The sequence below is a fragment of the Geodermatophilus sabuli genome (assembly GCF_900215145.1).
Taxonomy (GTDB): domain Bacteria; phylum Actinomycetota; class Actinomycetes; order Mycobacteriales; family Geodermatophilaceae; genus Geodermatophilus; species Geodermatophilus sabuli.
Window position 1 is genome coordinate 734,738 of the sequence record NZ_OBDO01000001.1, and the last position, 21,416, is coordinate 756,153.

Sequence of the window (21,416 nt, forward strand, 5' to 3'; positions counted from 1 at the left end):
GCCGTGACGACGAGCGACGCCACGGAGATCCCCCGCCGGGCGGTGGTCCGGCTGGTCCGGTTCGGCTTCCTGGACGGCGAGCGGGCCGCCCGGCTGCTGTCCGAGCCGGCCATGGGGTTGTGGGACCTCGAGCGCAACGAGCCGGCCGACCCCGAGGCCGGCCCGGTGGTGTCCGCGCTGGCGCGCACCGGCGACCCCGACCTCGCCGTCCGGTCGCTGCGCCGGCTGATCGAGTCCCTGGACCGCGAGGACCCCGCCGGCGGCTCGGCTGCCGCGCTGCTGGCCCGGCTGCGCGGCTCGGCGGAGCTGCGCTCCCGGCTGCTCGCGGTGCTGGGCGCCAGCTCCGGCCTCGCCGACCACCTCGCCGCGCACCCGGGTGACTGGACGGTCCTGGACGCCGACGGCCGCGGCCCCTCCCGGCCGACCCCGCGGGCGCTGGAACGGCAGATGCTCATCGCCGTCGGCGCCGACCCCGACGACCCGCCGTGGGGGGTGCGCCTGGGCAAGGCCGCACCCGACGCGAGCCGGCGGCGGATCGGCGAGCTGCGCCAGGCCTACCGGCGGGCGATCCTCTCCCTCGCCGGGCGGGACCTCGGCGAGGGCCTGACCGCCGACGAGGTCGCCGCGGAGCTGGCCGACATCGCCGCCGCCGTCCTCACCGCGGGACTGGCGCTGGCCGTCGCCGAGCAGCCGGCCGACGCCGCGGCCTGCCGGCTGGCGGTCATCGCGCTGGGCAAGACCGGCGGACGGGAGCTCAACTACGTCAGCGACGTCGACGTCGTGTTCGTCGGTGAGCCGGTCGACCCCTCGGAGTCGGAGGCGCCCGCGATCAGGAGCGCGACCCGGGTGGCCGCCGCGCTCATGCGGATCTGCCGGGAGGCCGCCTGGGAGGTCGACGCGGCGCTGCGCCCGGAGGGCAAGGCCGGTCCGCTGGTGCGGACCGTCGCCGGGCACGCCGCCTACTACCAGCAGTGGGCCAGCACCTGGGAGTTCCAGGCGCTGCTCAAGATGCGTCCGGTCGCCGGCGACCCCGACCTCGGCCGCGCCTACGTCGAGGAGCTGTGGCCGCTGGTGTGGAAGGCCGGCGACCGGCCCGGCTTCGTCGCCGAGGTGCAGGCCATGCGCCGCCGGGTGCTGGAGAACATCCCCCCGGCGCAGGTCGAGCGGGAGCTCAAGCTGGGCCGCGGCGGGCTGCGCGACGTCGAGTTCGCCGTCCAGCTGCTGCAGCTGGTGCACGGCCGGGTCGACCCCACGCTGCGGGTCGGTGGCACCGTCCCGGCGCTGATGGCGCTGTCGGCCGGCGGCTACGTCGGCCGGGACGACGCCTCGACGCTGATCGCCTCCTACCGCTTCCTGCGCACCGTCGAGCACCGGCTGCAGCTGCTCCGGCTGCGCCGCACCCACCTGCTGCCCACCGACGAGCAGCAGCTGCGCTGGCTGGCCCGCTCCCTCGGCTACAAGCCCGACCACCGCGGGGAGGCCGTCGACGTCCTGGACGCCGAGCTGGCGCTGCACACCCGCGAGGTCCGCCGGCTGCACGAGAAGCTGTTCTACCGCCCGCTGCTCTCGGCGGTGGCGCGCGTCCCCGGGGACGCCGCGCAGCTGGGCTCCCAGGCGGCCGGCGACTGGCTGCGGGCGCTCGGCTTCGCCGACCCGGAGGGCGCGCTGCGGCACATGACCGCGCTCACCGGCGGGGTGTCCCGGTCGGCGTCGATGCAGAAGTACCTCCTGCCGGTGGTGCTGCAGACCCTCGCCGACAGCGCCGCCCCGGATGCCGGCCTGCTCGCCTATCGCACGGTCAGCGAGGCCCTCGGGGGCAACCAGTGGTACCTGCGGCTGCTGCGGGACGAGGGTCAGGTCGCCGAGCGGCTGGCCCAGCTGCTGGGCTCCAGCCAGTACATCGCCTCGCTGCTCACCCGCACCCCCGAGGCGCTGCGGATCCTCGCCGACGACGCCGAGCTGCAGCCGCGCACCGCTGACACCCTGGCCCGGGCCTGGCGGCAGGCGTCGGCGCGGGCGGCCGACCCGCAGGACGGCGTCCGGGTGCTCCGCGGGTTGCGCCGCTCCGAGCTGCTCCGGGTCGCCGCCGCGGACCTGCTCGGGATGCTCGACGTCGAGCAGGTCGGGCGGGCGCTCACCGACATCGCCGTCGCCACGCTGCAGGTGGGCCTGGACGCGGCCGTCCGCGTGCACGCCGCCGAGGCCGGTGTCGACCCCGCCGACGTCCCGACCGACGTGGCGGTCATCGGCATGGGCCGGCTCGGTGGCGGCGAGATGGGCTACGGCTCCGACGCCGACGTCCTGTTCGTGCACCGGCCCCGCGCCGGTGCGGAGGAGGGGAAGGCGACCGCGGCGGCCAACGCGATCGCGCACACGCTGCGCCGGCTGCTCGGCGAGCCGGCGCCCGACCCGGCCTTCGAGGTCGACGCCGACCTGCGGCCGGAGGGTCGGCAGGGCCCGCTGGTGCGCAGCCTGGACTCCTACCGCGAGTACTACCAGCGCTGGATGTCGGTCTGGGAGGTGCAGGCGCTGCTGCGCGCCGTCCCGGTCGCGGGGGACGAGGCCCTCGGGACGGCGTTCGTCGACCTGGTCGACCCCGTCCGCTACCCGGCGGCGGGGCTGACCACCGAGCAGGTCGCCGAGATCCGCCGGATCAAGGCCCGGGTGGAGCGGGAACGCCTGCCGCGGGGCGCCAACCCGGCCACGCACACCAAGCTGGGCCGCGGCGGGCTGGCCGACGTCGAGTGGACCGTCCAGCTGCTGCAGCTGCAGCACGCCGCCGAGGTGCCGGCGCTGCGCGTGCCCTCGACCGTCGGCGCGCTGACCGCGCTGCGCCAGGCCGGGCTGCTCGCGCCCGACGACGCCGACGCGCTGCGGGCGGCGTGGGAGCTGGCCAGCCGCGCGCGCAACGCGGTGTTCCTCGTCCGCGGGCGGCCCAGCGACCAGCTGCCACGGCCGGGGACGGACCTGGCCGGCGTCGCCCGCGCCAGTGGCTACGGTCCCGACACCGACCCCGGCCGGTTCCTCGACGACTACGGCCGGGCCACCCGGCACGCCCGGGCGGTCGTCGACGCGGTGTTCTACGGGCGGTCGCCGGGGGGCTGAGCAGGACGGAGGTCCCTGGTGGCCGACTGTGGACCGGAGCAGCCTGGTCGCCGTCCGCACCGCGGTCGTGGGGGATCGGCGCGGGGGCGTGGGGTGCGGCGACCTGGAGGAGCGCCGTGCCCGCCACCCTGTCGCGATCGCTGTTCGTCGAGTTCCTCGGCACCGCCCTGCTGGTGTTCATCGCGGTCGGCTCGGCCGTCGCCGGCATCGACGTGATGGGCCCCGCGGGCGTCGCGCTGGCCTTCGGGCTGGTGCTGCTCGCCCTGGCCTACGCCATCGGCCCCGTCTCCGGCTGTCACATCAACCCGGCGGTCACCCTCGGCGTGCTGCTCTCCCGCGGGATGACGGCGCAGGAGGCGGTCGGCTACTGGGTCGCCCAGTTCGCCGGCGGCATCGCCGGTGCCGCCCTGCTGCAGTTGCTCACCAGCGACTTCGGCGGCATGACCGACCAGACCGGGGCGCTCGGCAGCAACGACTTCGGTACCACGATCAGCGGCGGCGGTGCCTTCGTGCTCGAGGTGCTGCTCACCTTCGCCTTCGTGTTCGTCATCCTGCTGGTGACCGGCAAGTCGGCCGCGCCGGGCTTCGCCGGCCTGGCGATCGGGCTGGCCCTGACCGCCGTCCACCTGGTCGGCATCCCGCTCACCGGCACCTCGGTGAACCCGGCCCGCTCGGTGGGACCGGCGCTGTTCGCCGGAGGCGCCCCGCTGGCCCACGTGTGGCTGTTCATCGTCGCCCCGCTGGTCGGCGCGGCGCTGGCCGTCGTCGTCGCCCGGGTGGTCAGCGTGCCGCTGGCGCCGGAGGCGGCCGAGCCGGGCGGCGCGGCCGCGGTGGACCGGACCGGGGTGGAGGTGCCGCTGGAGACCCAGGCGCCGGCGCCGCGGGAGGGCACCGAGCGGGAGCGGGCGCGGCGCGGCTCGCACTGAGCGGGTGGCTTCCCCGGCGGGTGACCGGGGTGTGACGGTCGGCCGGGCAGGGCAGGGGGAGGGTGTGCCGCCATCCCTGCCCGCCCGCCCCGACCCCGACCTGCCGGAGGACGACGTCCTCGCGGGGAGCACGGGCGCCACGATCACCCCGTACCGTGACGGCCCGCTGATCGTCCGCGGGGACTTCCGCCTGGTCGACCAGGACGGCGGCGAGATCGACCCGGGCCGGGACACCGTGGCGCTGTGCCGGTGCGGGAAGTCCGGCATCAAGCCGTTCTGCGACGGCACCCACAAGCGCAGCGGGTTCACCGCCCCCAGCGCACCGGCCCGCCCGCGACCGGCCGCCCGCATCCTGCACGAGGGCCGGTAGCCGACTCACTCAGACGTGGGCGTCGAACGCCTTCGCCATCCGCTCCTGCTGCTCCAGGACCTCGCCGATGCGGGCCTGGACGGCGTCGAGCTGACCGATCACCTCACTGGTCGCGTGGATGCCGGCCGACACCGAGGTGGTGCTGGTCTGGATGCCGGTGATCTGGGTGGCGACCCGCTGGGTGGCGGCGGCGGTCTCGCGGGCGAGGTCCTTGACCTCCCCGGCGACGACGGCGAACCCGCGACCGAGCTCACCGGCGCGGGCGGCCTCGATGGTGGCGTTGAGCGCCAGCAGGTTGGTCTGGTCGGCGATCGAGGAGATGATCCGGATGACGTCGCTGACCGACGCCGACGCCTGGCCCAGCGCCTCCACCTCGGTGGTCATCGACGACGCCTTCCCGACGGCGCTCTCGGCCACCCGGCCGGCCTCCGCGGCGGCGTCCCGCAGGCGGGCGACGGTCTCCAGCAGCGCGCGGGAGTTGGCGGCGTCGGCCGCAGCGCGGCGGAGGATGTCCAGTCGCTGCGACACCAGCTGCTGCACGTTGCGCAGCGCCGACGTGCGCGACTGCGACAGGTCGATGGTCTCGGTGACGAAGAAGTCCATCGTCCCGATGACCCGCCCCTCGGCCATGATGGGGAAGCAGACACCGGAGCGGACGCCGGCCCGCTGCGCCGCGGGGGCCCGGACGCAGTCGGTGACCTCGGCGAGGTCCCGCACGAACACCAGGTCCCGCGTGCGCCACGCCCGCCCGGACAGCCCGACGCCCTCGGCGAAGCTCGCGCTCAGGGTGACCCGCCGGAACTCCTCACCGGCCGAGCCGGACTCCACGCCGAATCGGAGGACGCCCTCGTCGGGGTCGAGCGCCCAGAAGGAGCCGTACGCCCAGCCGAACGCCGTCCGGACGGTCTCCAGCGCGATCCGCAGCGCGGCGGCCTCGTCATGCGCCTCCCCGACCTTGCTGACGACGGTGGTGACCGCCTCGCGGTCGTCGAGGGTCTCCTTGAGCTGGGCGGCGGCCAGCGCCTGGCGGCGGGCGTGCGCGGCGACCCGTGAGATCGCCCGCCACTTCTCCGCCCGGCCGCCGAAGAACGGCAGGTCACCGCGGGTGTAGTACTCCTGGACGGCGATGACCCGGCCGTCCTCGACGACGGGCAGGAAGCAGCCCCTGCTCGCGCCGGCCGCCGCGGCGGTCGCCCAGCGGCGGCAGCTGTCGGCCCGGCTGGACCCGTCGCAGAGCACCTCGCGCTGCTCGCGCACCGCCTGGCCGCCGAAGCCGTCTCGGCTGGTCATGACCGTGTCGGGCGCCCACCGCCGCGACATCGCCGACGCCAGCTCGCCGATCTGCGCCTGCAGCCGGAAGCCGCCGTCGACCGGCAGCCACACCGCGCCGTAGGCCATGTCGAGGGCGGCCACCAGGGCGCTGACGACCTTGACGTGGGCGTCGGTCTCGCTGGTGACGCCCTGGTCGAGCACCTCCAGCACCTGCTCCAGCGCCTCGACGTCGCGCGGCATCGCGGCGGTGGGCAGCGCTCCTGCGGTGGGGGTCGAGGGATCGGTGCGCCGCCACATGGGAGTCCTCCGTGGGTCCGGGCCGGACGTGGCCGCAGCCGCCCCCGGTCGTGTCCCGGTTGACTTCGGCAGTGCACAACCGGAATCCAGCCGGGCGCGCCGCCCGTTCAGGCGGCCAGGGCCCGCGCGCGGCGCAGGCCGGAGCGACCGGCCTCCCAGGCGCCCAGCAGGTGCCGGGCGGTCACCCCGTCCAGGGCCAGGGAGCACGCCGCGCCGAAGAGGACGTCGGCGGCGAGGTGCGGCTCCCCGGCGACCAGCGAGCCGCACATGTCCACCGAGGCGATCTGCTCGTGGACGGCGTCGGCCTCCACGTGCTCGTCGTAGAACACCCGGGTGCCCTCGCCGAACCCGAGCCGGCGCAGCCCGGCGGAGTAGCGGCGCGAGGGTTCCGAGGAGGTCATCTCCACCGCGGTGAGGTGCCCGAGCGCGGCCCCGCGCCAGCGGCGGTGCAGCCCGAACAGGGACATCGTGTTCACCGAGGCGTAGGCGCAGGCGGGGGCGTCGTCCCACAGGGCGCCGTAGGTGTCGTCGAGCTCCAGGTCCCGCATCAGGCCGGCGAACAGCTCGCTGTGCATCCGTGCGGGGGTGCCGCCGCCGTACTCGTCGGCCTGGATCTCCACCATGGCCGCCTTCGCCCGGCCGCTGAGCCGGGGGACGGCGAAGGTGTGCGGATCGCCCTCCTTGAGGTGGTAGACCGACCGCACGGCCAGGTACTCCCGCCACTGCGCGAGGGTCCCGGATCGGGCCAGGTACGACGACAGCGACGGGGAGTCGTCGGCGGCGATCAGCGCGGTGAGCTGCCGGTCGATCGGTTCCTCGGTGGCCCGCGGCTCGCCGACCAGCTCGCGCAGGGCCGCGGTGTGCCGCGCCTCGAGGTGCGCGCGCAGGGTGAGCAGCGCCGGGTCCCACTCCCAGGCGTCGTCGACCCCGTCGAACCCGCGGTAGTGCAGCTCGTAGCAGACGGCGAGGGCCAGCTGGAGGTCCTCGTCGGCGAGCGGGTCGGTCGAGGCGGCCGCGGCGCGGGCGGCGAGGTCGACGGTGGCGTCGGACAGCACGCCGGCGCGGAGGTCGGCGCACAGCGCGGTGGTCAGCGGGCCCCGGGGCTCGGGCAGGTGCATGCCGCGATCATGCCCACGACCCGACGTTCCGATGCGTGGGGGCGTGTGATGTCGCCCGGGGGTAGGACAGGGGTGTGAGCGACTCCCTGGCAGACCGCGTCGTCCTCGTCACCGGCGGCAGCGCCGGCATCGGCCGCAGCACCGTCGCCCGGCTGGCCGCCGGGGGCGCGCGGGTGGTCACCTGCGCCCGCGGCGGGGACCGGCTGGCCGAGGCCCTCGCCGCCCTGCCCGACGGCGTCACCGGCGTGGTGGCCGACGTCGCCGACGCCGGCGACCGGGCCCGCCTGGTCGACCGGGTGCTCGACCAGCACGGCCGGCTCGACGGGGTGGTCCTCAACGCCGGACTCGGCTGGGCCGGGCTGGTCGAGGACATGCCGGGGGAGGTGGTGGAGGGCATGGTCGCGCTCAACCTCACCGGCGTCATCGAGCTCACCCGGCTGGCGCTGCCGCACCTGTTCGCGGCGGCGGCGCAGCGGGGGCGCGCCGACGTCGTCACCGTCGCCTCGGCGGCGGCGTGGTCGCAGGTGCCGCCGCTGACCGTCTACTCGGCCACCAAGGCCGGGGTGCAGGGCTTCGTGAAGGGGCTGCGGCGGGAGGTGACCGCGCGCGGCGTGCGGGTGCACACCGTCAACCCCGGCCCGGTCGCCACCGAGTGGCTGGCCCGCGGGCACGGGGCCCCGCCCGCATCCGACGCCGACGCCCCCGACCGGCTCTCCCGGGGCATCAGCAGCGAGCGGGTCGCCGCCCAGATCGGCCGGTCCCTCACCTCACCGTGGTCGCGCACCGTCGCGGTGCCGCGCTGGATGGGGCTGGCCCGCCTCGGGGAGGTGCCGCCGGTGGACCGGGCCCTGGACCTGCTGCTGTCCCGGCAGGCCGACCGGATCCGCCGGATCGCCGCCCGGTCGGTGGCGGTCCGCACCGGCCGGCCCCCGGCTTGACGGACCGGTCCACCTCCCCGACGGTGGGGTGTCCGGCCCCGCACCCGCCTGGAGCGCCGCATGCCCCGAACCGCCCTCCGCCGCGCCACGGTCCTCGCGGCGACGACGTCCACCCTGGCCGCGCTGACCGTGGTCGGCGTCGTCGCGCCTGCCGCGGCCACACCGCGCCCGGCCCCGGTCGAGGTGCAGCTGCTCGCCCTCAACGACTTCCACGGCAACCTCGAGCCGCCGTCGGGCTCCAGCGGCCGGATCCAGGTCGGCGTGGACGCCGACGGCGCGGCCCGGACGGTCGACGCCGGCGGCTCGGAGTACCTCGCCACCCAGCTTGCCGCGCTGGCCACCCGGCAGCAGGAGCAGGACACGGTCACCGTCGCCGCCGGCGACCTGATCGGCGCCTCACCGCTGCTGTCGGCCGCCTTCCACGACGAGCCGACGATCGAGGCGCTGGGCCTGGCGGGCCTGGACTACGCCAGCGTCGGCAACCACGAGTTCGACGAGGGTCCGGCCGAGCTGCTGCGCATCCAGGACGGCGGCTGCCACCCCGTCGACGGCTGCCTCGACGGCACGCCGTACGACGGCGCGCCCTTCCGGTACCTGTCGGCCAACGCCTTCGTCACCGAGACCGGGGAGCCGCTGTTGCCGCCCACCGCCGTCCACCGGGTGCAGGGCGTCGACATCGGCTTCATCGGCATGACGCTGGAGGGCACCGGCGCGATCGTCAGCCGGGAGAGCACCGAGGGCCTGGAGTTCCGCGACGAGGTGGAGACGGCCAACCGGTACGCCGCCGAGCTCCAGGAGCAGGGCGTCGAGGCGATCGTCGTCCTGCTGCACGAGGGCGGGGCGCAGACAGGGGAGAACGCCTGGGACGTCAACGGCTGCAGCGGCCTCACCGGCCCGGTCGTGGACATCGCCGCCGGCATGGACGACGCGATCGACGTCGTCGTCAGCGGCCACACCCACCAGGCCTACAACTGCGAGCTCTCCGGGAAGCTGGTCACGAGCGGCAGCTCGTTCGGCCGGCTGGTCACCGACATCGACCTGACCGTCGACCCGCGCAGCGGGGACGTCGTCACCGCGGCGGCGGAGAACGTCATCGTCACGCGGGACGTCGCCGCCGACCCCGCGCAGACCGAGCTGATCGCCCGCTACCGGGCGGCGCTGGGGCCGATCGCGAACGAGGTCGTCGGGACGGCGGCGGTGGACCTCACCCGGGCGCAGGAGCCGATCCTGGACGGCGCCGAGTCCGCCCTCGGCAACGTCATCGCCGACGCCCAGCTGGCGGCCACGGACGACGAGGCCGGGGCCGTCGCGGCGTTCATGAACCCCGGGGGCGTGCGGGCCGACCTGCTGGCGGGGGAGGTCACCTACGAGGAGGCGTTCACCGTGCAACCGTTCGCCAACAACCTGGTGACCCTCGACCTCACCGGCGCGCAGCTGAACTGCCTGCTCGAGCAGCAGTTCACGGAGGAGACGGTGCTGTACGTCTCGGCGACGGTGGCCTACCGGGTCGACCCTGCCGGCGTCCCCGCCCCGGTGGGTGGGGACCCGTGCACCGGCACCCGCGTGCCCGACGGATCGGTGCTCATCGGCGGCCAGCCGGTGCTCGCCGGGTCCACCTACCGGGTCACGGTGAACAACTTCCTGGCCGGCGGCGGCGACGGGTTCACCGTCCTGGCCGGCGCGACCAACGCGGTCACCGGGCCGATCGACCTCGACGCCCTCACCGCCCACCTGGGCGCGAGCTCGCCGGTCGCGGCGCCGGCGCTGGACCGGATCGGCCCCGTCTGACCGCGCGGCCACCCGGGCGTCCACGGTCCCGGTGGCCGCGGTGTCGGACCTGTCGGGCGGATCGGGTGAGGGCTAGGTTCGCCCCATGGACCAGGACCCGACGGTCACGGACCCGGGCGCGTACCGGGTGGTCTTCGAGAACGAGCGCGTCCGCGTGCTCGAGTACACCGACGAGCCGGGGTACCGGACCAAGCCCCACCGGCACCCCGACAGCGTCATGATCACGATGAACTCCTTCTGCCGGCGCCTCTACGGCAGCGGCCGCGAGGTGGACGTCGAGCTGCACGCGGGGACCGCCCGCTGGGTGTCGGCGCAGGAGCACTCCGGCGAGAACACCGGCAGCACCCCGACCCACTCGTTCTTCGTGGAGCTCAAGGAACCGCACCCGGCCGCTACCGAGGTGTCCGCGTCGCTGGGGCCCAGCGGCCCCTGACCGCTTACGAGTTGATCATCGGCGGGAGGCGGTTGGCTCCGGCGTGTCGGGCGACCACCCGCCGATGATCAACTCCGTCGGGCGGGTGCGGTCGCACCGGTCATCGGGCAGGGTGGGTCGTGCCCTTCGAGTCGCCCGATCTCGTCGTCCGCCGCGTCGACGCGCAGACCTGGGCGGTGGTGCACCCGCTGGTCTACCGGGGCGACCGGGACCGCTTCGTCGTCCCCGCGGGTTTCCGCACCGACTTCGCCACCGTCCCCCGGCTGGTGACCTGGCTGGTGCCCCGCTTCGGGGCCTTCACCCTCGCCGCGGTGCTGCACGACTGGCTGTGCACCGAGGGGATCACCTCGGGAGTGGTCACGTCCCGGCAGGCCGACGGGCTGTTCCGGCGGGTCCTGCGGGAGAGCGGGGTGCCGGTGCTGCGGCGCTGGCTGATGTGGACCGGGGTGCGCTGGGGGGCGCTGGCGGACCCGGTGCGCCGTCCCGGGTGGCCGGCCAGCGCCGCCGGCGTCCTCGCCATCTCGGTGCTGGCCGCGCCGCTCGTCGTCCCGCCGGCGGTGGTGATCCTGCCCGGCCTGCTGGTCTACGCGGCCGCGGAGTGGGTGGTCGGGCGGTGCGTGCCGGCCGGGGGCCGAGCGGCTGGTGGTGCCGACGCGCAGCACCCCGCCCGGGCTGCCGTCCCGGGTCGGGACGCCCGGTGACGCGTGACCGGCGCCCGCGCCCGGTGCGCGGCGCTCAGCCGCCCTTGCGGCGCGTGAACACCAGCCCCGCCACCTCGGTCGCGCCGGCGTGCAGGAGCGCCCGGGCCATCTCCCGCAGCGAGAAGCCCTCGGAGTACACGTCGTCGACGACGAGGACCCGTCCACCGGCCACACGCTCCGGCTCCGGCACCGACAGCAGACTGCGCAGCTCGCCCTCGGCGATCTCGCGGCGTGCCTCCACGCCGATCCCGAGGAACCGCCCGGTGGGTCCGGACTTCGCGATGAGACCCGGGGCGAACGGCCAGCCGGGTCCCGCCCGACCGGCCGCCTCGAGAACCAACCGCAGGTAGTCCCACAGCCGGATGGCCCGCGGCCCCACGTAGATGGCGCCGGTCGTGATGACGTCGAAACGTGCCATCTCCTGCCGGTGCTCCTCGAGGTACCCGACCAGGATGCGGCCGAGCACCGCGGCCCAGCTGCGGTCCTCGCCGTACTTGTAGCGGTAGACCGCCCCCCACATCTCCTCGGAGCGCTCGGAGATCGTGTAGATGCGGGAGAACCCGCGGTCGGCGAACCCGCACACGGTGTTCGGGCAGCAGCCGCCGTCCAGTGGCTGCCCGCAGACCCGGCAGCCGACCTGCCGGACGGGGGCGGCCCTGCCGCTGCAGCACGCGAAGCAGATGGCGGGCGTGCCCGACGTCCGGTAGATGCAGCTCTCGCAGGCGTCGAGGCCGACCGGGGGCGGGTGCAACCTCGCGGGGTCGATCGGCATCCGGGACCTGCCTTCGGGAGCCGCTCCTGCGCAACGACGGGGGAGGCGACCCTAGGCCAGGGACGGGCCCGCGGTCGACGGGTGCCGGACGGTCGGGCGTGGCGGAGCAGGGGGCTGCGCGCCGGACGGGGGACGACCAAGCTGGGCGCCATGACCGATTCCTCCGGCCCGCCGTTCCGCGCCGACCACGTCGGCAGCCTCCTCCGCCCGCAGGCCCTGCTCGACGCCCGCGCCCGCTTCGCCGCCGGTGAGATCGACGCCGCGGAGCTGCGGGGCGTCGAGGACTCGGCGATCGCCGACGTCGTCCGCCTGCAGGGGGACGTCGGGCTGCACACCGCCACCGACGGCGAGTTCCGCCGCGCCACCTGGCACATGGACTTCATCTACGCGATCAACGGGATCACCAAGGTGGAGGGGGAGGGGCGGCCGGTCCACTTCCACAACGCCGACGGCGACATCGACTGGGTGCCGGCCGGCCTGCACGTCGACGGCCCGCTGTCGATCGACGAGCCGATCTTCGGCGCCGACTTCGCCTACCTGCAGTCGCTGGTCGGCGAGGGCCAGACGGCGAAGCTGACCATCCCCTCGCCGTCGATGGTCCACTACCGCGGGGGCGCCGCGGCCATCGACCCGGCGGTCTACCCGGACGAGGACGCGTTCTGGGACGCGCTGTCGGCGGCCTACCGCCAGCAGGTGCAGGGCATCGCCGCGCAGGGCTGCACCTACCTGCAGCTGGACGACACCAGCCTGGCCTACCTCAACGACCCCGCCCAGCGGGCCGAGCTGGCCGAGCAGGGCCGCGACGCCGAACACCAGCACGAGCGCTACATCCGGCAGATCAACGCCGCGCTGGCCGGCCGTCCCGAGGGGCTGGCCGTCACCACCCACCTGTGCCGCGGCAACTTCCGCTCCTCATGGGTGGCCGAGGGCGGCTACGACTTCGTCGCCGAGGCGCTGTTCGGCGGCCTGGACGTCGACGGCTTCTTCCTCGAGTACGACGACGCCCGGTCCGGCGGGTTCGAGCCGCTGCGCTTCGTCCCGCCCGGCAAGCGGGTGGTGCTCGGGCTGGTCACCAGCAAGCGCCCCCAGCTGGAGGACAAGGACCAGCTCAAGCGGCGCATCGACGAGGCGGCGGCGTACGTGCCGCTGGACCAGCTGGCGATCTCGCCGCAGTGCGGCTTCTCCTCGACCGTCGAGGGCAACGCGCTGACCCGCGACGAGCAGATCGCCAAGCTGGCCCTGGTGGTGGAGACCGCCCAGGAGGTCTGGGGCTACTGAGGGGATCACCCTTCCCCCACGCCTCGCACGCTCGGCGCGGGCCCCTGAAGGGTGGCCGTTCCACCACCCCACCAGGACCCACCCTGGAGGAGGGCCGCCGTCCCGCCTCCGGTGGTGGGGCGGGTCCGGACGCAGCATGATCGTCCTGACCGCGGGCCGCGTCGTCCGGGCGCCGCCTGGCATGCAGGGAGGTCGCTCATGTCGACGACTGTCAGCAGGGACGACACCGGCGGAGGACTGCCTCCGGAAGGCGACGTCCGCCGTCGCCCGTCGGTGAAGACCGTGGTGGCCTGGGTGCTGGTCGCGGTGGTCGGCGCGGTGGCCTGGACGGTGCTCGCGCTCGTGCGCGGCGAGACGGTGTCGGCGCTGTGGATCCTCTTCGCCGCGCTGTGCTCCTACGCCATCGGCTACCGCTTCTACTCGAAGTTCATCGCCCGTCGCGTGCTGCAGGTGGACGACCGGCGGGCGACGCCGGCCGAGCGGATGCACAACGGCGTCGACTTCGACGTGACCGACCGGCGGGTGCTCTTCGGGCACCACTTCGCCGCCATCGCCGGCGCCGGCCCGCTGGTGGGCCCCGTGCTCGCGGCCCAGATGGGCTACCTGCCGGGGACGATCTGGATCATCGTCGGCGTCATCTTCGCCGGCGCCGTCCAGGACATGACCGTCCTGTTCTTCTCGATGCGCCGCAACGGCAAGAGCCTCGGCCAGATGGTCCGCGAGGAGATCGGCATCGTCGGCGGCATCGCCGCGCTGATCGCCGTCTTCGCGATCATGATCATCATCCTCGCGGTGCTCGCGCTGATCGTGGTCAACGCGCTCGCCGAGTCGCCGTGGGGTGTCTTCTCCATCGCGCTGACCATCCCGATCGCCCTCTTCATGGGCGTCTACCTGCGCACGCTCCGGCCCGGCAGGGTACTGGAGGCCACCGCCATCGGCGTCGTCCTGCTGCTGCTGGCCGTCATCGGCGGCGGCTGGGTCGACGACACCGGGCTCGGCGAGGCGCTGACGCTGTCCAAGGAGTGGCTGGTCCTCGCCCTCGTCGTCTACGGCTTCGTCGCGTCGGTGCTGCCGGTGTGGCTGCTGCTCACCCCGCGCGACTACCTGTCGACGTTCATGAAGGTCGGCGTCATCGTCCTGCTCGCCATCGGGCTGTTGCTGGCCCGGCCGGTGCTGCAGGCCGACGCGGTCACCGACTTCGCCCGTGAGGGCACCGGTCCGGTCTTCGCCGGGTCCCTGTTCCCGTTCGTCTTCATCACCATCGCCTGCGGCGCCCTGTCGGGCTTCCACGCGCTGATCTCCTCCGGTACGACGCCGAAGATGGTGGCCAAGGAGAGCCAGGTCCGCCTGATCGGCTACGGCGGCATGCTCATGGAGTCCTTCGTCGCGATCAGCGCGCTCATCGCGGCCGTGGTGATCGACCAGGGCCTGTACTTCGCGATGAACAGCCCGGCCGGCGCCACCGGTGGGACGGCGGAGACGGCGGCCGCCTACGTCAACGGCCTGGGCTTCGACACGACGGCCCAGGACATCGCCGCGGCGTCCGCGGCGGTGCAGGAGCCGAGCCTGGTCTCCCGTACCGGCGGCGCGCCCACGCTGGCCGTCGGCATCGCCAACATCCTGTCCGATGCGTTCGGTGCCGGGATGGCCGCCTTCTGGTACCACTTCGCGATCATGTTCGAGGCGCTGTTCATCCTCACGGCCGTGGATGCCGGCACCCGGGTGGGCCGGTTCATGCTGCAGGACACGATCGGCAACGTCTGGAAGAAGTTCGGTGACCTGTCCTGGCGGCCCGGCAACATCATCGCCAGCGCCATCACCGTGGGCCTGTGGGGCTACATCCTCTACGTGGGGGTGACCGACCCCCTGGGCGGCGTCAACCAGCTCTTCCCGCTGTTCGGCATCTCCAACCAGTTGCTCGCCGCCATCGCGCTGACGCTGGTGACGGTGCTGCTGATCAAGCACGGCAAGCTGAAGTACGCCTGGGTGCCCGGCATCCCGCTGGCCTGGGACCTCGTGGTCACGATGACGGCCAGCTTCCAGAAGGTGTTCTCCTCCGACCCGGCGGTCGGCTACTTCGCCCAGCGTCAGCGGTACGCCGACGCCCAGGCGGCGGGGGAGCTGCTGGCGCCGGCGCAGGACGCCGGTCAGATGGACCAGGTCATCTTCAACTCGACCCTCAACGGGGTGCTGCAGGCGGTGTTCGCGGTGCTCACCCTGGTCGTCGTCGGCAACGCGGTGTTCGTCATCGCGCGGGCGATCCGGGCCCGCGGGCCGGTGCCGACCACGGAGGAGCCGGCCGTGACGTCGGAGATCGTCGAGCCCGCCGGCCTGTTCGCCACCGCCGAGGAGAAGCGCGCCATCGCCGAGCACGAGCGGCTGGTGGGCGCCGGGCGGCCGTCCGAGGGGGGTGTGGCGTGAGCGGACGGGAAGCGGCCACGCGCGCCTGGCGCGGGGTGCGGTGGTACCTGCGGGAGTTCACCGGCGAGGCCCGCTGGGACGACTACCTCCGGCACTGTGCCGAGCACGGGCACGAGCCGGTCAGCCGGCGGGAGTTCGAGCGGCGCCGCTCCGACGCGCTGGAGCGGAACCCGGTCAGCCGCTGCTGCTGACCGCCCGGCCGTCGTCCGCGCACGATCAGCCCGGCTGATCGTGACGCGTCCCGGCTCACCGCGGGAGGTGAGCCAGGACGCGCCGACCTGAGCCAGGCTGATCGTGCGTCCGGGACCTCAGCCGCGCAGCGCCGGGAACTGGTCGTCGCGCCACTCGCCGGGCCGCGGCTCCTCCAGCCCGGCCAGCTCCTCCTCCCGACCGCGCAGCTCCACCCGGCGGATCTTCCCGGAGATCGTCTTGGGCAGGTCGGCGAACTCGATCCGGCGCACCCGCTGGAACGGCGCGAGGTGCTCGCGGGCGTAGCGCAGGATCGCCAGCGCCGTCTCCTCGGTCGGTTCGTGGCCGGGGGCCAGCGCGACGTAGGCCTTCGGCACGGCCAGGCGCACCGCGTCCGGGGCGGGGACGACGGCGGCCTCGGCCACCGCCGGGTGCTCGATGAGGACCGATTCGAGCTCGAACGGGCTGATCTTGTAGTCCGAGGCCTTGAAGACGTCGTCGGTGCGCCCGACGTAGGTGACGTAGCCGTCGGCGTCCCGGCTCGCGATGTCGCCGGTGTGGTAGTAGCCGCCGGCCATCGCCTCGGCGTTGCGCTCGGGATCCCCCTGGTAGCCGGTCATCAGCGGGAGCGGGGACTGCGACAGGTCCAGGCAGATCTCGCCCTCGCCGGGGCCCTCGACCGGCTGTCCGGTGAGCGGGTCGACCAGGGCCACCGGGACGCCGGGCAGCGGCCGGCCCATCGAGCCGGGCAGCACCCGCGCCTCGGGGGTGTTGCCGATCTGGGCCGTGGTCTCGGTCTGCCCGTAGCCGTCGCGGATGGTCAGCCCCCAGGCGCGGCGCACCTGCTCGATCACCTCGGGGTTGAGCGGCTCACCGGCGCCGATGACCTCGCGCAGCGCGCCCGGCCCGCCGGAGAGGTCGGCGTTGATGAGCATCCGCCACACCGTGGGCGGCGCGCAGAACGACGTCACGCCGTGCGTGCGGATGCGCTCCAGCAGCGTGCCGGGCTCCAGCCGCTTGTAGTTGTGCAGGAAGACCGTCGCCTCGGCGATCCACGGGGCGAAGAAGCAGGACCACGCGTGCTTGGCCCAGCCGGGGGAGGAGACGTTGAGGTGGACGTCGCCCGGCTGCAGCCCCAGCCAGTACATCGTGCTCAGGTGCCCGACGGGGTAGGAGACCTGGGTGTGCTCGACCAGCTTGGGCCGGGAGGTCGTGCCCGAGGTGAAGTAGAGCAGCAGCGGGTCGCCGGGGGCGGTGCCCGGGTGCGCGGCCGGCCCGGCGTCCAGGCCGTCGGCGTCGTGCAGGTCGGCCCACCCGTCGGCCGGGCCGACGCTGAGCCGGGTGTAGTCGCCGGGCACCGAGTCGAACTTGCCGGTGTCGACGGCGTTGCACAGCACGTGGCGGGCGCCGCCGCGGCCGACCCGGTCGGTGAGGTCGTTCGCGCCGAGGGCGGTGGTGGTGGGCATGATCACCGCGCCCAGCTTCATGATCGCCAGCATCGACTCCCACAGCTCGACCTGGTTGCCGAGCATGAGCAGCACCCGGTCGCCACGGCCCACGCCCCGGCCGGCCAGCCAGGCGGCGACCTGGTCGGAGCGGCGGGCCATCTCGTCGAAGGTGCGCGTGGTGGTCGAGCCGTCGTCCTCGGCGAGCACGAGCGCCGCCCGGCCGTTGCCCCGGGCGATCGCGTCGAACCAGTCCACCGCCCAGTTGAACCGGTCGCCGAGGTCGGGCCATCGGAACTCGGTGACGGCGCGGTCGTGCTGCCCGCGGAGGGCGAGCAGCTGGTCGCGGGCGGCACGGTAGGCGTCGGTCGCGGTCATGGTCGGGGAGTCTCCTCCCCGGCGGCGGGCACGGGGAGGGAACCGGCCGCCGCCCGCACGGCGAGGACGCCGAGGACGGCGAGACCCAGGAGCAGCGACGCGGTGACCAGCACGACACCGAGCTGGGTGGTGCCGAGCTGTGCGGTCCCCGCGGCGCCCCCGTGCACGTGCCCACCCGCGGCAGGCGCGTGGACGGCGAGCATGCCGAGGTCCAGTCCGACGGTCGTGCCCCACACCCGCGGCGCCGGGGAGCGCCACAGGTGCCAGGCGCACGGCAGGCAGGCCAGCGCCATCCCGGTCATGGCCAGCGACGCCAGCGACGCGGCGTCGACCGCCGCCGCGTGCACGACGGCCGAGGCGAGCGCGAGCACGGCGCCCACCCGGCCGGCCGCCGCGACCCCCGCGCCCACCCGGCCGGCCGCCGCGACCCCCGCGCCCACCTTGTCGATCATGGGGTCGTCGCCGGCGACACGGCAGGACACACCGCGGCGCCGGGCAACGACCCCATGATCACGGGAGGTCGGACTGCTCACTCGTGGGCGCAGTGCGACGACGTCGACCTCGGCACCCCGAGCGCCGGGTTGCGGTCGAAGAAGCCCACCGGCTTGAGGGTGAACCCGGCGTAGTCGGTCGGCATGACCGGCCAGTCCTCCGGGCGCGGGAAGTGGGTCAGCCCGAAGGTGTGCCACAGGACGACGTCGGCGCCTTGCCCGTCCGGACCCGACAGCGGCCGGTCCGCCTGCACGAACGCCGGCAGCCCCGCCGCGCCCGGGTGCTGGTTGACGAAGTCGCCGGCCGCGTAGCGCTCGGCCGGGTCGTACTGCGTCACCCACAGGCTCTTGGTGCCGAAGGTGGCGCGCTGGTGGATCGAGGAGGACTCGTCGGCCAGCATCAGCGGCAGGTTCTCCGGGTGCAGCGCGTAGCCGACGGGCTGGCCCAGCCGGTTGGTCCGCTCCGGGTTGAGCACGTGCCACACCCGCCCGACCGTGCCGTCGGCCACCCGCGCGGCCTCGGACTCGCGGGTGATCGGCGTGGACCGGCGGGTGAACGCGTTGCCGTACGGGTTGGTGTCGCTGACCGGCACCCGGACGGCGTCCACCTCGTGCACCGCGTTGCGCTCGCCGTCGACGGCCATGTCCAGCCGCGCGGAGAACAGGTGCTGGTGGAACGGCGCGCCCAGCCCCGGGGCGATCTCGGTCGCGTACGGGTGCTCCTCGCCGCGGTAGGACGACGTGAAGACGATGCCGGTCGCCTTCGACTCCAGCTGGATGGTGCCGTCGGTGTAGAGGTACCAGTAGAAGCCGTAGTCGTAGTTGCCGATGGTGGTGAAGAAGCTGATCACCAGCCGGCGCGAGCGGCGGGTCTCGACCATCCCGTTGAACAGGTCGGTGTGCTTCCACCCCACGCCGTAGTCCTCCTCGTGGAGGCAGATGGCGTTGCGCAGCACCCGCGGGGCGCCGTCCTCGTCGGCGATCGTGGCGTCGAAGTAGTGGATCTCGCCGAGGCAGTCGCAGCCCAGCTCCAGGGAGTTGGTGTAGCGGGCGAAGAGGTACTCGCCGGTGTCGAAGTAGTTCTGCCAGAACCGCACGGGGGAGGGGTCGGCGTAGGGCACGACCATCTCCGAGATCGACGCCCGGTAGACCACCGAGCGGCCGTCGATGGACAGCTGGTGCAGGGTCAGCCCCTCGCGGACGTCGAAGCCGACGCGGAACTCCCACCCGGCCCAGCGGACGACGTCGTCGTCGACGGTGAAGCTCGGCCCCTCGGGCTGGGTGATCTCGATGGGCTTGAGGTCGCGCACCGGGTGCGGGTGGGTGGCCTGGTCCAGGTCGGCGCGCTCGGCGGGCACCGGCAGGTCGAAGTGGTCGTGCACCGCCGTGGTGACGCCGCGGGTGATGTCGACGTAGGCGACGACGCCGTCCACCGGGTGCGCCCACGGCAGGTCGGACTCGTCGGCCTGGTGGAAGCCGAGCACGCGGACCACCCGATCGCCGAACTCGTCGGGGAAGTAGGAGCCGGCCGACAGGGGGACGGCGCGCACGTTCGCCACGTCCAGCCCGCGCTTGGCCATGGCGGCCACCCAGCGCTCGTCGGCGGCGAGGATCGGCTCGATCGCCTCGAACTCGGCGTCGAGGATCGGGACCTGTCCGTCGGCGACCCCGTTGATCTCGACGTCCCGGACGACGCTGCCGGCCGTCAGGGAGACGGTGACGTCACGGCCCTGGCCGGTGGCCCGGTCCAGCAGCAGCACCCGCGCCCGGCGCTCGACCGGCTGACCGGGCGACCAGGCGAGGACGTCGCGCTTGTGCGGCTCCTCCAGGCCGACGTAGACGAACTTGCTGCTCTCCTTGTGCAGCCCGGCGGCCACGACGACGTCCCGGGCGGCGGTGATCTCCTCGGCGGACAGCCGCGAGAGCGGGTGGGTGGCCGTGGTGGGAGGGGCGGTGAGGGTCATGTCAGCTCCATTCGGTGGTGCGGGATCGGACGGTCAGATCAGGGGGGCGTCATCGGCCGGGGAGGCGGTGGTGAGGGCGCGGGCGGCCTGCGGCCGGGCCTTGGCCAGCGCCCAGCCGGCCGCCAGGGCGACGGCGAGCAGGACCCCGGCGCCCACACCCAGGACCGTGGAGCCGCCCATGAGCAGCGGCAGGTTCTTGACGAGGAGCACGAGGATCGCGGCGAGACCCAGCAGCCCGAGGGACGGCGCGACCAGCGTCTGCCAGGGCCTCCGGTCCACGCCGGTGCGGCGGAAGAAGACGAGCACCGCCAGGCAGGCCATGAGCATCAGGACGACGATCCCGACGCTGGCGATCCCGGCCAGCCAGGTGAAGATCTCCAGCACCGGGTCCAGGCCGGCGATCACGCAGACGGCCATGAGCAGGGCGCCGACGCCCGAGGTCACGAGCGAGGCGACGTGCGGCGAGGCGTGCCGGGTGTGGCTGCGGCCGCAGATCGCGGGGAGCACGCCGGTGTTGCCGAGGGAGAAGAAGTACCGGGACGTCACGTTGTGGAACGCGAGGATCGCAGCGAACAGGCTGGTCACGAAGAGGACCTGCATGATGTCGGCGGCGATCGGCCCGACGTACTCCTGCGCGGTGGCCACCACGATCCCGCCCGGGTCGGCGGCGGACTCCTCGACGATGCGGCTGTCGCCCCATGCGCTCACGATGGCCCACGCGGAGACGGTGTAGAAGACCGTGATGATCGCCAGTGCCGCGTAGGTCGCGATCGGGATGGTGCGCTCGGGGTCGCGGGCCTCGTCGCGGAAGATCGCGGTCGCCTCGAACCCGATGAACCCCGCGATGGCGAACATCAGCCCGATGCCGGGGGCACCGGAGAGGACGTCGGCGGGGGTCACCAGCGCCGAGGACAGGCCCTCGTCGCCCCCGCCGCGGCCGATGACGGCGACGTCCAGCACCAGCACGATGCCGACCTCGGCGACCAGCAGGACGCCGAGCACCTTGCTGGACAGCTCGATGTGCCGGTACCCGAGCAGCCCGGTGACGGCGAGGACGGCGGCGGTCCACAGCCACCACGGCAGGTCGGGCCCGCCGTAGCCGGTGACGAGGTCGTCGAGCAGGAAGCCGACGTAGCCGTACACCGCGCCCTGGACGGTGAGGTAGCTGATCAGCGCGACGAGCGCGCTGCCCAACCCGGCCCCGCGGCCCAGCCCGGTGCCGATGTAGGAGTAGAAGGCGCCGGCGTTCGGCACGTGCCGGGTCATGGCGGTGAAGCCGACGGCGAAGAACGCGAGGACGACGCCGGCGACGACGTACATCGCGGGGTAGCCCGGCCCGTTCCCGGCGGCGATGCCGATGGGGAAGGAGCCGGCGACGACGGTCAGCGGCGCCGCGGCGGCCACCACCATGAGCACGATCGAAGCCGGGCCGAGGGTGCCCCGCAGCCGGTGGCTCGCGGGGTCGGTACGGGCGGCGCCGGTCGTGGTGGGAGGCGGGTCGGAGACGGTGGCCATGCGGACCTCCGGGGG

General features: G+C 74.3%; 17 protein-coding genes. 10 read left to right on the forward strand and 7 right to left on the reverse strand.

Annotated features, from left to right (window positions below):
• The first annotated feature begins 3 nt into the window (after positions 1–3).
• The 3 genes from CRP39_RS03560 (at position 4) to CRP39_RS03570 (ending at position 4,401) form a co-directional block, all read left to right on the forward strand.
• On the forward strand, positions 4–3,105 hold the full coding sequence (locus tag CRP39_RS03560; RefSeq protein ID WP_097204397.1) for a bifunctional [glutamine synthetase] adenylyltransferase/[glutamine synthetase]-adenylyl-L-tyrosine phosphorylase: 3,102 nt from the start codon (positions 4–6) through the stop codon (positions 3,103–3,105).
• Between the two features lie 116 nt (positions 3,106–3,221).
• A complete protein-coding gene (locus CRP39_RS03565; protein ID WP_097204398.1) occupies positions 3,222–4,031 on the forward strand; it encodes an aquaporin in 810 nt (269 codons plus the stop codon).
• A gap of 64 nt (positions 4,032–4,095) precedes the next feature.
• Entirely contained in the window at positions 4,096–4,401 is a 306-nt protein-coding gene (locus CRP39_RS03570) for a CDGSH iron-sulfur domain-containing protein (RefSeq protein WP_216359594.1), read from the forward strand.
• A 9-nt stretch (positions 4,402–4,410) separates the two neighbouring features.
• Here CRP39_RS03570 and CRP39_RS03575 read toward each other — a convergent pair whose 3' ends face one another.
• Together CRP39_RS03575 and CRP39_RS03580 are read right to left on the reverse strand one after the other, a co-directional pair.
• A complete protein-coding gene (locus CRP39_RS03575) occupies positions 4,411–5,970 on the reverse strand; it encodes a methyl-accepting chemotaxis protein (RefSeq protein WP_097204400.1) in 1,560 nt (519 codons plus the stop codon).
• Between the two features lie 107 nt (positions 5,971–6,077).
• A complete protein-coding gene (locus CRP39_RS03580; protein WP_097204402.1) occupies positions 6,078–7,088 on the reverse strand; it encodes an iron-containing redox enzyme family protein in 1,011 nt (336 codons plus the stop codon).
• A gap of 74 nt (positions 7,089–7,162) precedes the next feature.
• On the opposite strand from CRP39_RS03580, the gene CRP39_RS03585 reads away from it, so the two are divergent.
• The 4 genes from CRP39_RS03585 to CRP39_RS03600 all read left to right on the forward strand — a co-directional run bounded on the left by CRP39_RS03585 (position 7,163) and on the right by CRP39_RS03600 (position 10,948).
• On the forward strand, positions 7,163–8,026 hold the full coding sequence (locus CRP39_RS03585) for an SDR family oxidoreductase (RefSeq protein WP_097204403.1): 864 nt from the start codon (positions 7,163–7,165) through the stop codon (positions 8,024–8,026).
• A 60-nt stretch (positions 8,027–8,086) separates the two neighbouring features.
• Entirely contained in the window at positions 8,087–9,814 is a 1,728-nt protein-coding gene (locus CRP39_RS03590; RefSeq protein WP_097204405.1) for a bifunctional metallophosphatase/5'-nucleotidase, read from the forward strand.
• Positions 9,815–9,899: 85 nt separating this feature from the next.
• Complete coding sequence (locus CRP39_RS03595) at positions 9,900–10,247, forward strand: cupin domain-containing protein (protein ID WP_097204406.1); 348 nt, start codon at positions 9,900–9,902, stop codon at positions 10,245–10,247.
• A 119-nt stretch (positions 10,248–10,366) separates the two neighbouring features.
• A complete protein-coding gene (locus CRP39_RS03600) occupies positions 10,367–10,948 on the forward strand; it encodes a DUF1353 domain-containing protein (protein WP_097204408.1) in 582 nt (193 codons plus the stop codon).
• 34 nt (positions 10,949–10,982) lie between these two features.
• On the opposite strand, the gene CRP39_RS03605 is transcribed toward CRP39_RS03600, so the two are convergent.
• A complete protein-coding gene (locus CRP39_RS03605) occupies positions 10,983–11,720 on the reverse strand; it encodes a ComF family protein (RefSeq protein ID WP_097204410.1) in 738 nt (245 codons plus the stop codon).
• 150 nt (positions 11,721–11,870) lie between these two features.
• Here CRP39_RS03605 and CRP39_RS03610 point away from each other — a divergent pair, with 150 nt between their 5' ends.
• The 3 genes from CRP39_RS03610 (at position 11,871) to CRP39_RS03620 (ending at position 15,610) form a co-directional block, all read left to right on the forward strand.
• Positions 11,871–12,998 (forward strand): 5-methyltetrahydropteroyltriglutamate--homocysteine S-methyltransferase, encoded by a 1,128-nt coding sequence (locus CRP39_RS03610; RefSeq protein WP_097204412.1) that lies wholly within the window; start codon positions 11,871–11,873, stop codon positions 12,996–12,998.
• A 198-nt stretch (positions 12,999–13,196) separates the two neighbouring features.
• Positions 13,197–15,419 (forward strand): carbon starvation CstA family protein, encoded by a 2,223-nt coding sequence (locus tag CRP39_RS03615; RefSeq protein ID WP_097204415.1) that lies wholly within the window; start codon positions 13,197–13,199, stop codon positions 15,417–15,419.
• Complete coding sequence (locus tag CRP39_RS03620) at positions 15,416–15,610, forward strand: YbdD/YjiX family protein (RefSeq protein ID WP_097204417.1); 195 nt, start codon at positions 15,416–15,418, stop codon at positions 15,608–15,610. Before CRP39_RS03615 ends, CRP39_RS03620 begins: the two co-directional genes overlap by 4 nt.
• A 117-nt stretch (positions 15,611–15,727) precedes the next feature.
• On the opposite strand, the gene CRP39_RS03625 is transcribed toward CRP39_RS03620, so the two are convergent.
• From CRP39_RS03625 to CRP39_RS03640, 4 genes are all read right to left on the reverse strand, one after another.
• Positions 15,728–17,431 (reverse strand): AMP-binding protein, encoded by a 1,704-nt coding sequence (locus CRP39_RS03625; protein ID WP_097204419.1) that lies wholly within the window; start codon positions 17,429–17,431, stop codon positions 15,728–15,730.
• Positions 17,428–17,883 (reverse strand): hypothetical protein, encoded by a 456-nt coding sequence (locus CRP39_RS03630; RefSeq protein ID WP_097204420.1) that lies wholly within the window; start codon positions 17,881–17,883, stop codon positions 17,428–17,430. Before CRP39_RS03630 ends, CRP39_RS03625 begins: the two co-directional genes overlap by 4 nt.
• A gap of 77 nt (positions 17,884–17,960) precedes the next feature.
• Positions 17,961–19,886: a primary-amine oxidase gene (locus tag CRP39_RS03635; protein ID WP_097204422.1), complete on the reverse strand. Its 1,926-nt coding sequence runs from the start codon at positions 19,884–19,886 to the stop codon at positions 17,961–17,963.
• Between the two features lie 33 nt (positions 19,887–19,919).
• Complete coding sequence (locus tag CRP39_RS03640) at positions 19,920–21,401, reverse strand: APC family permease (RefSeq protein WP_097204424.1); 1,482 nt, start codon at positions 21,399–21,401, stop codon at positions 19,920–19,922.
• Positions 21,402–21,416 lie beyond the last annotated feature (15 nt).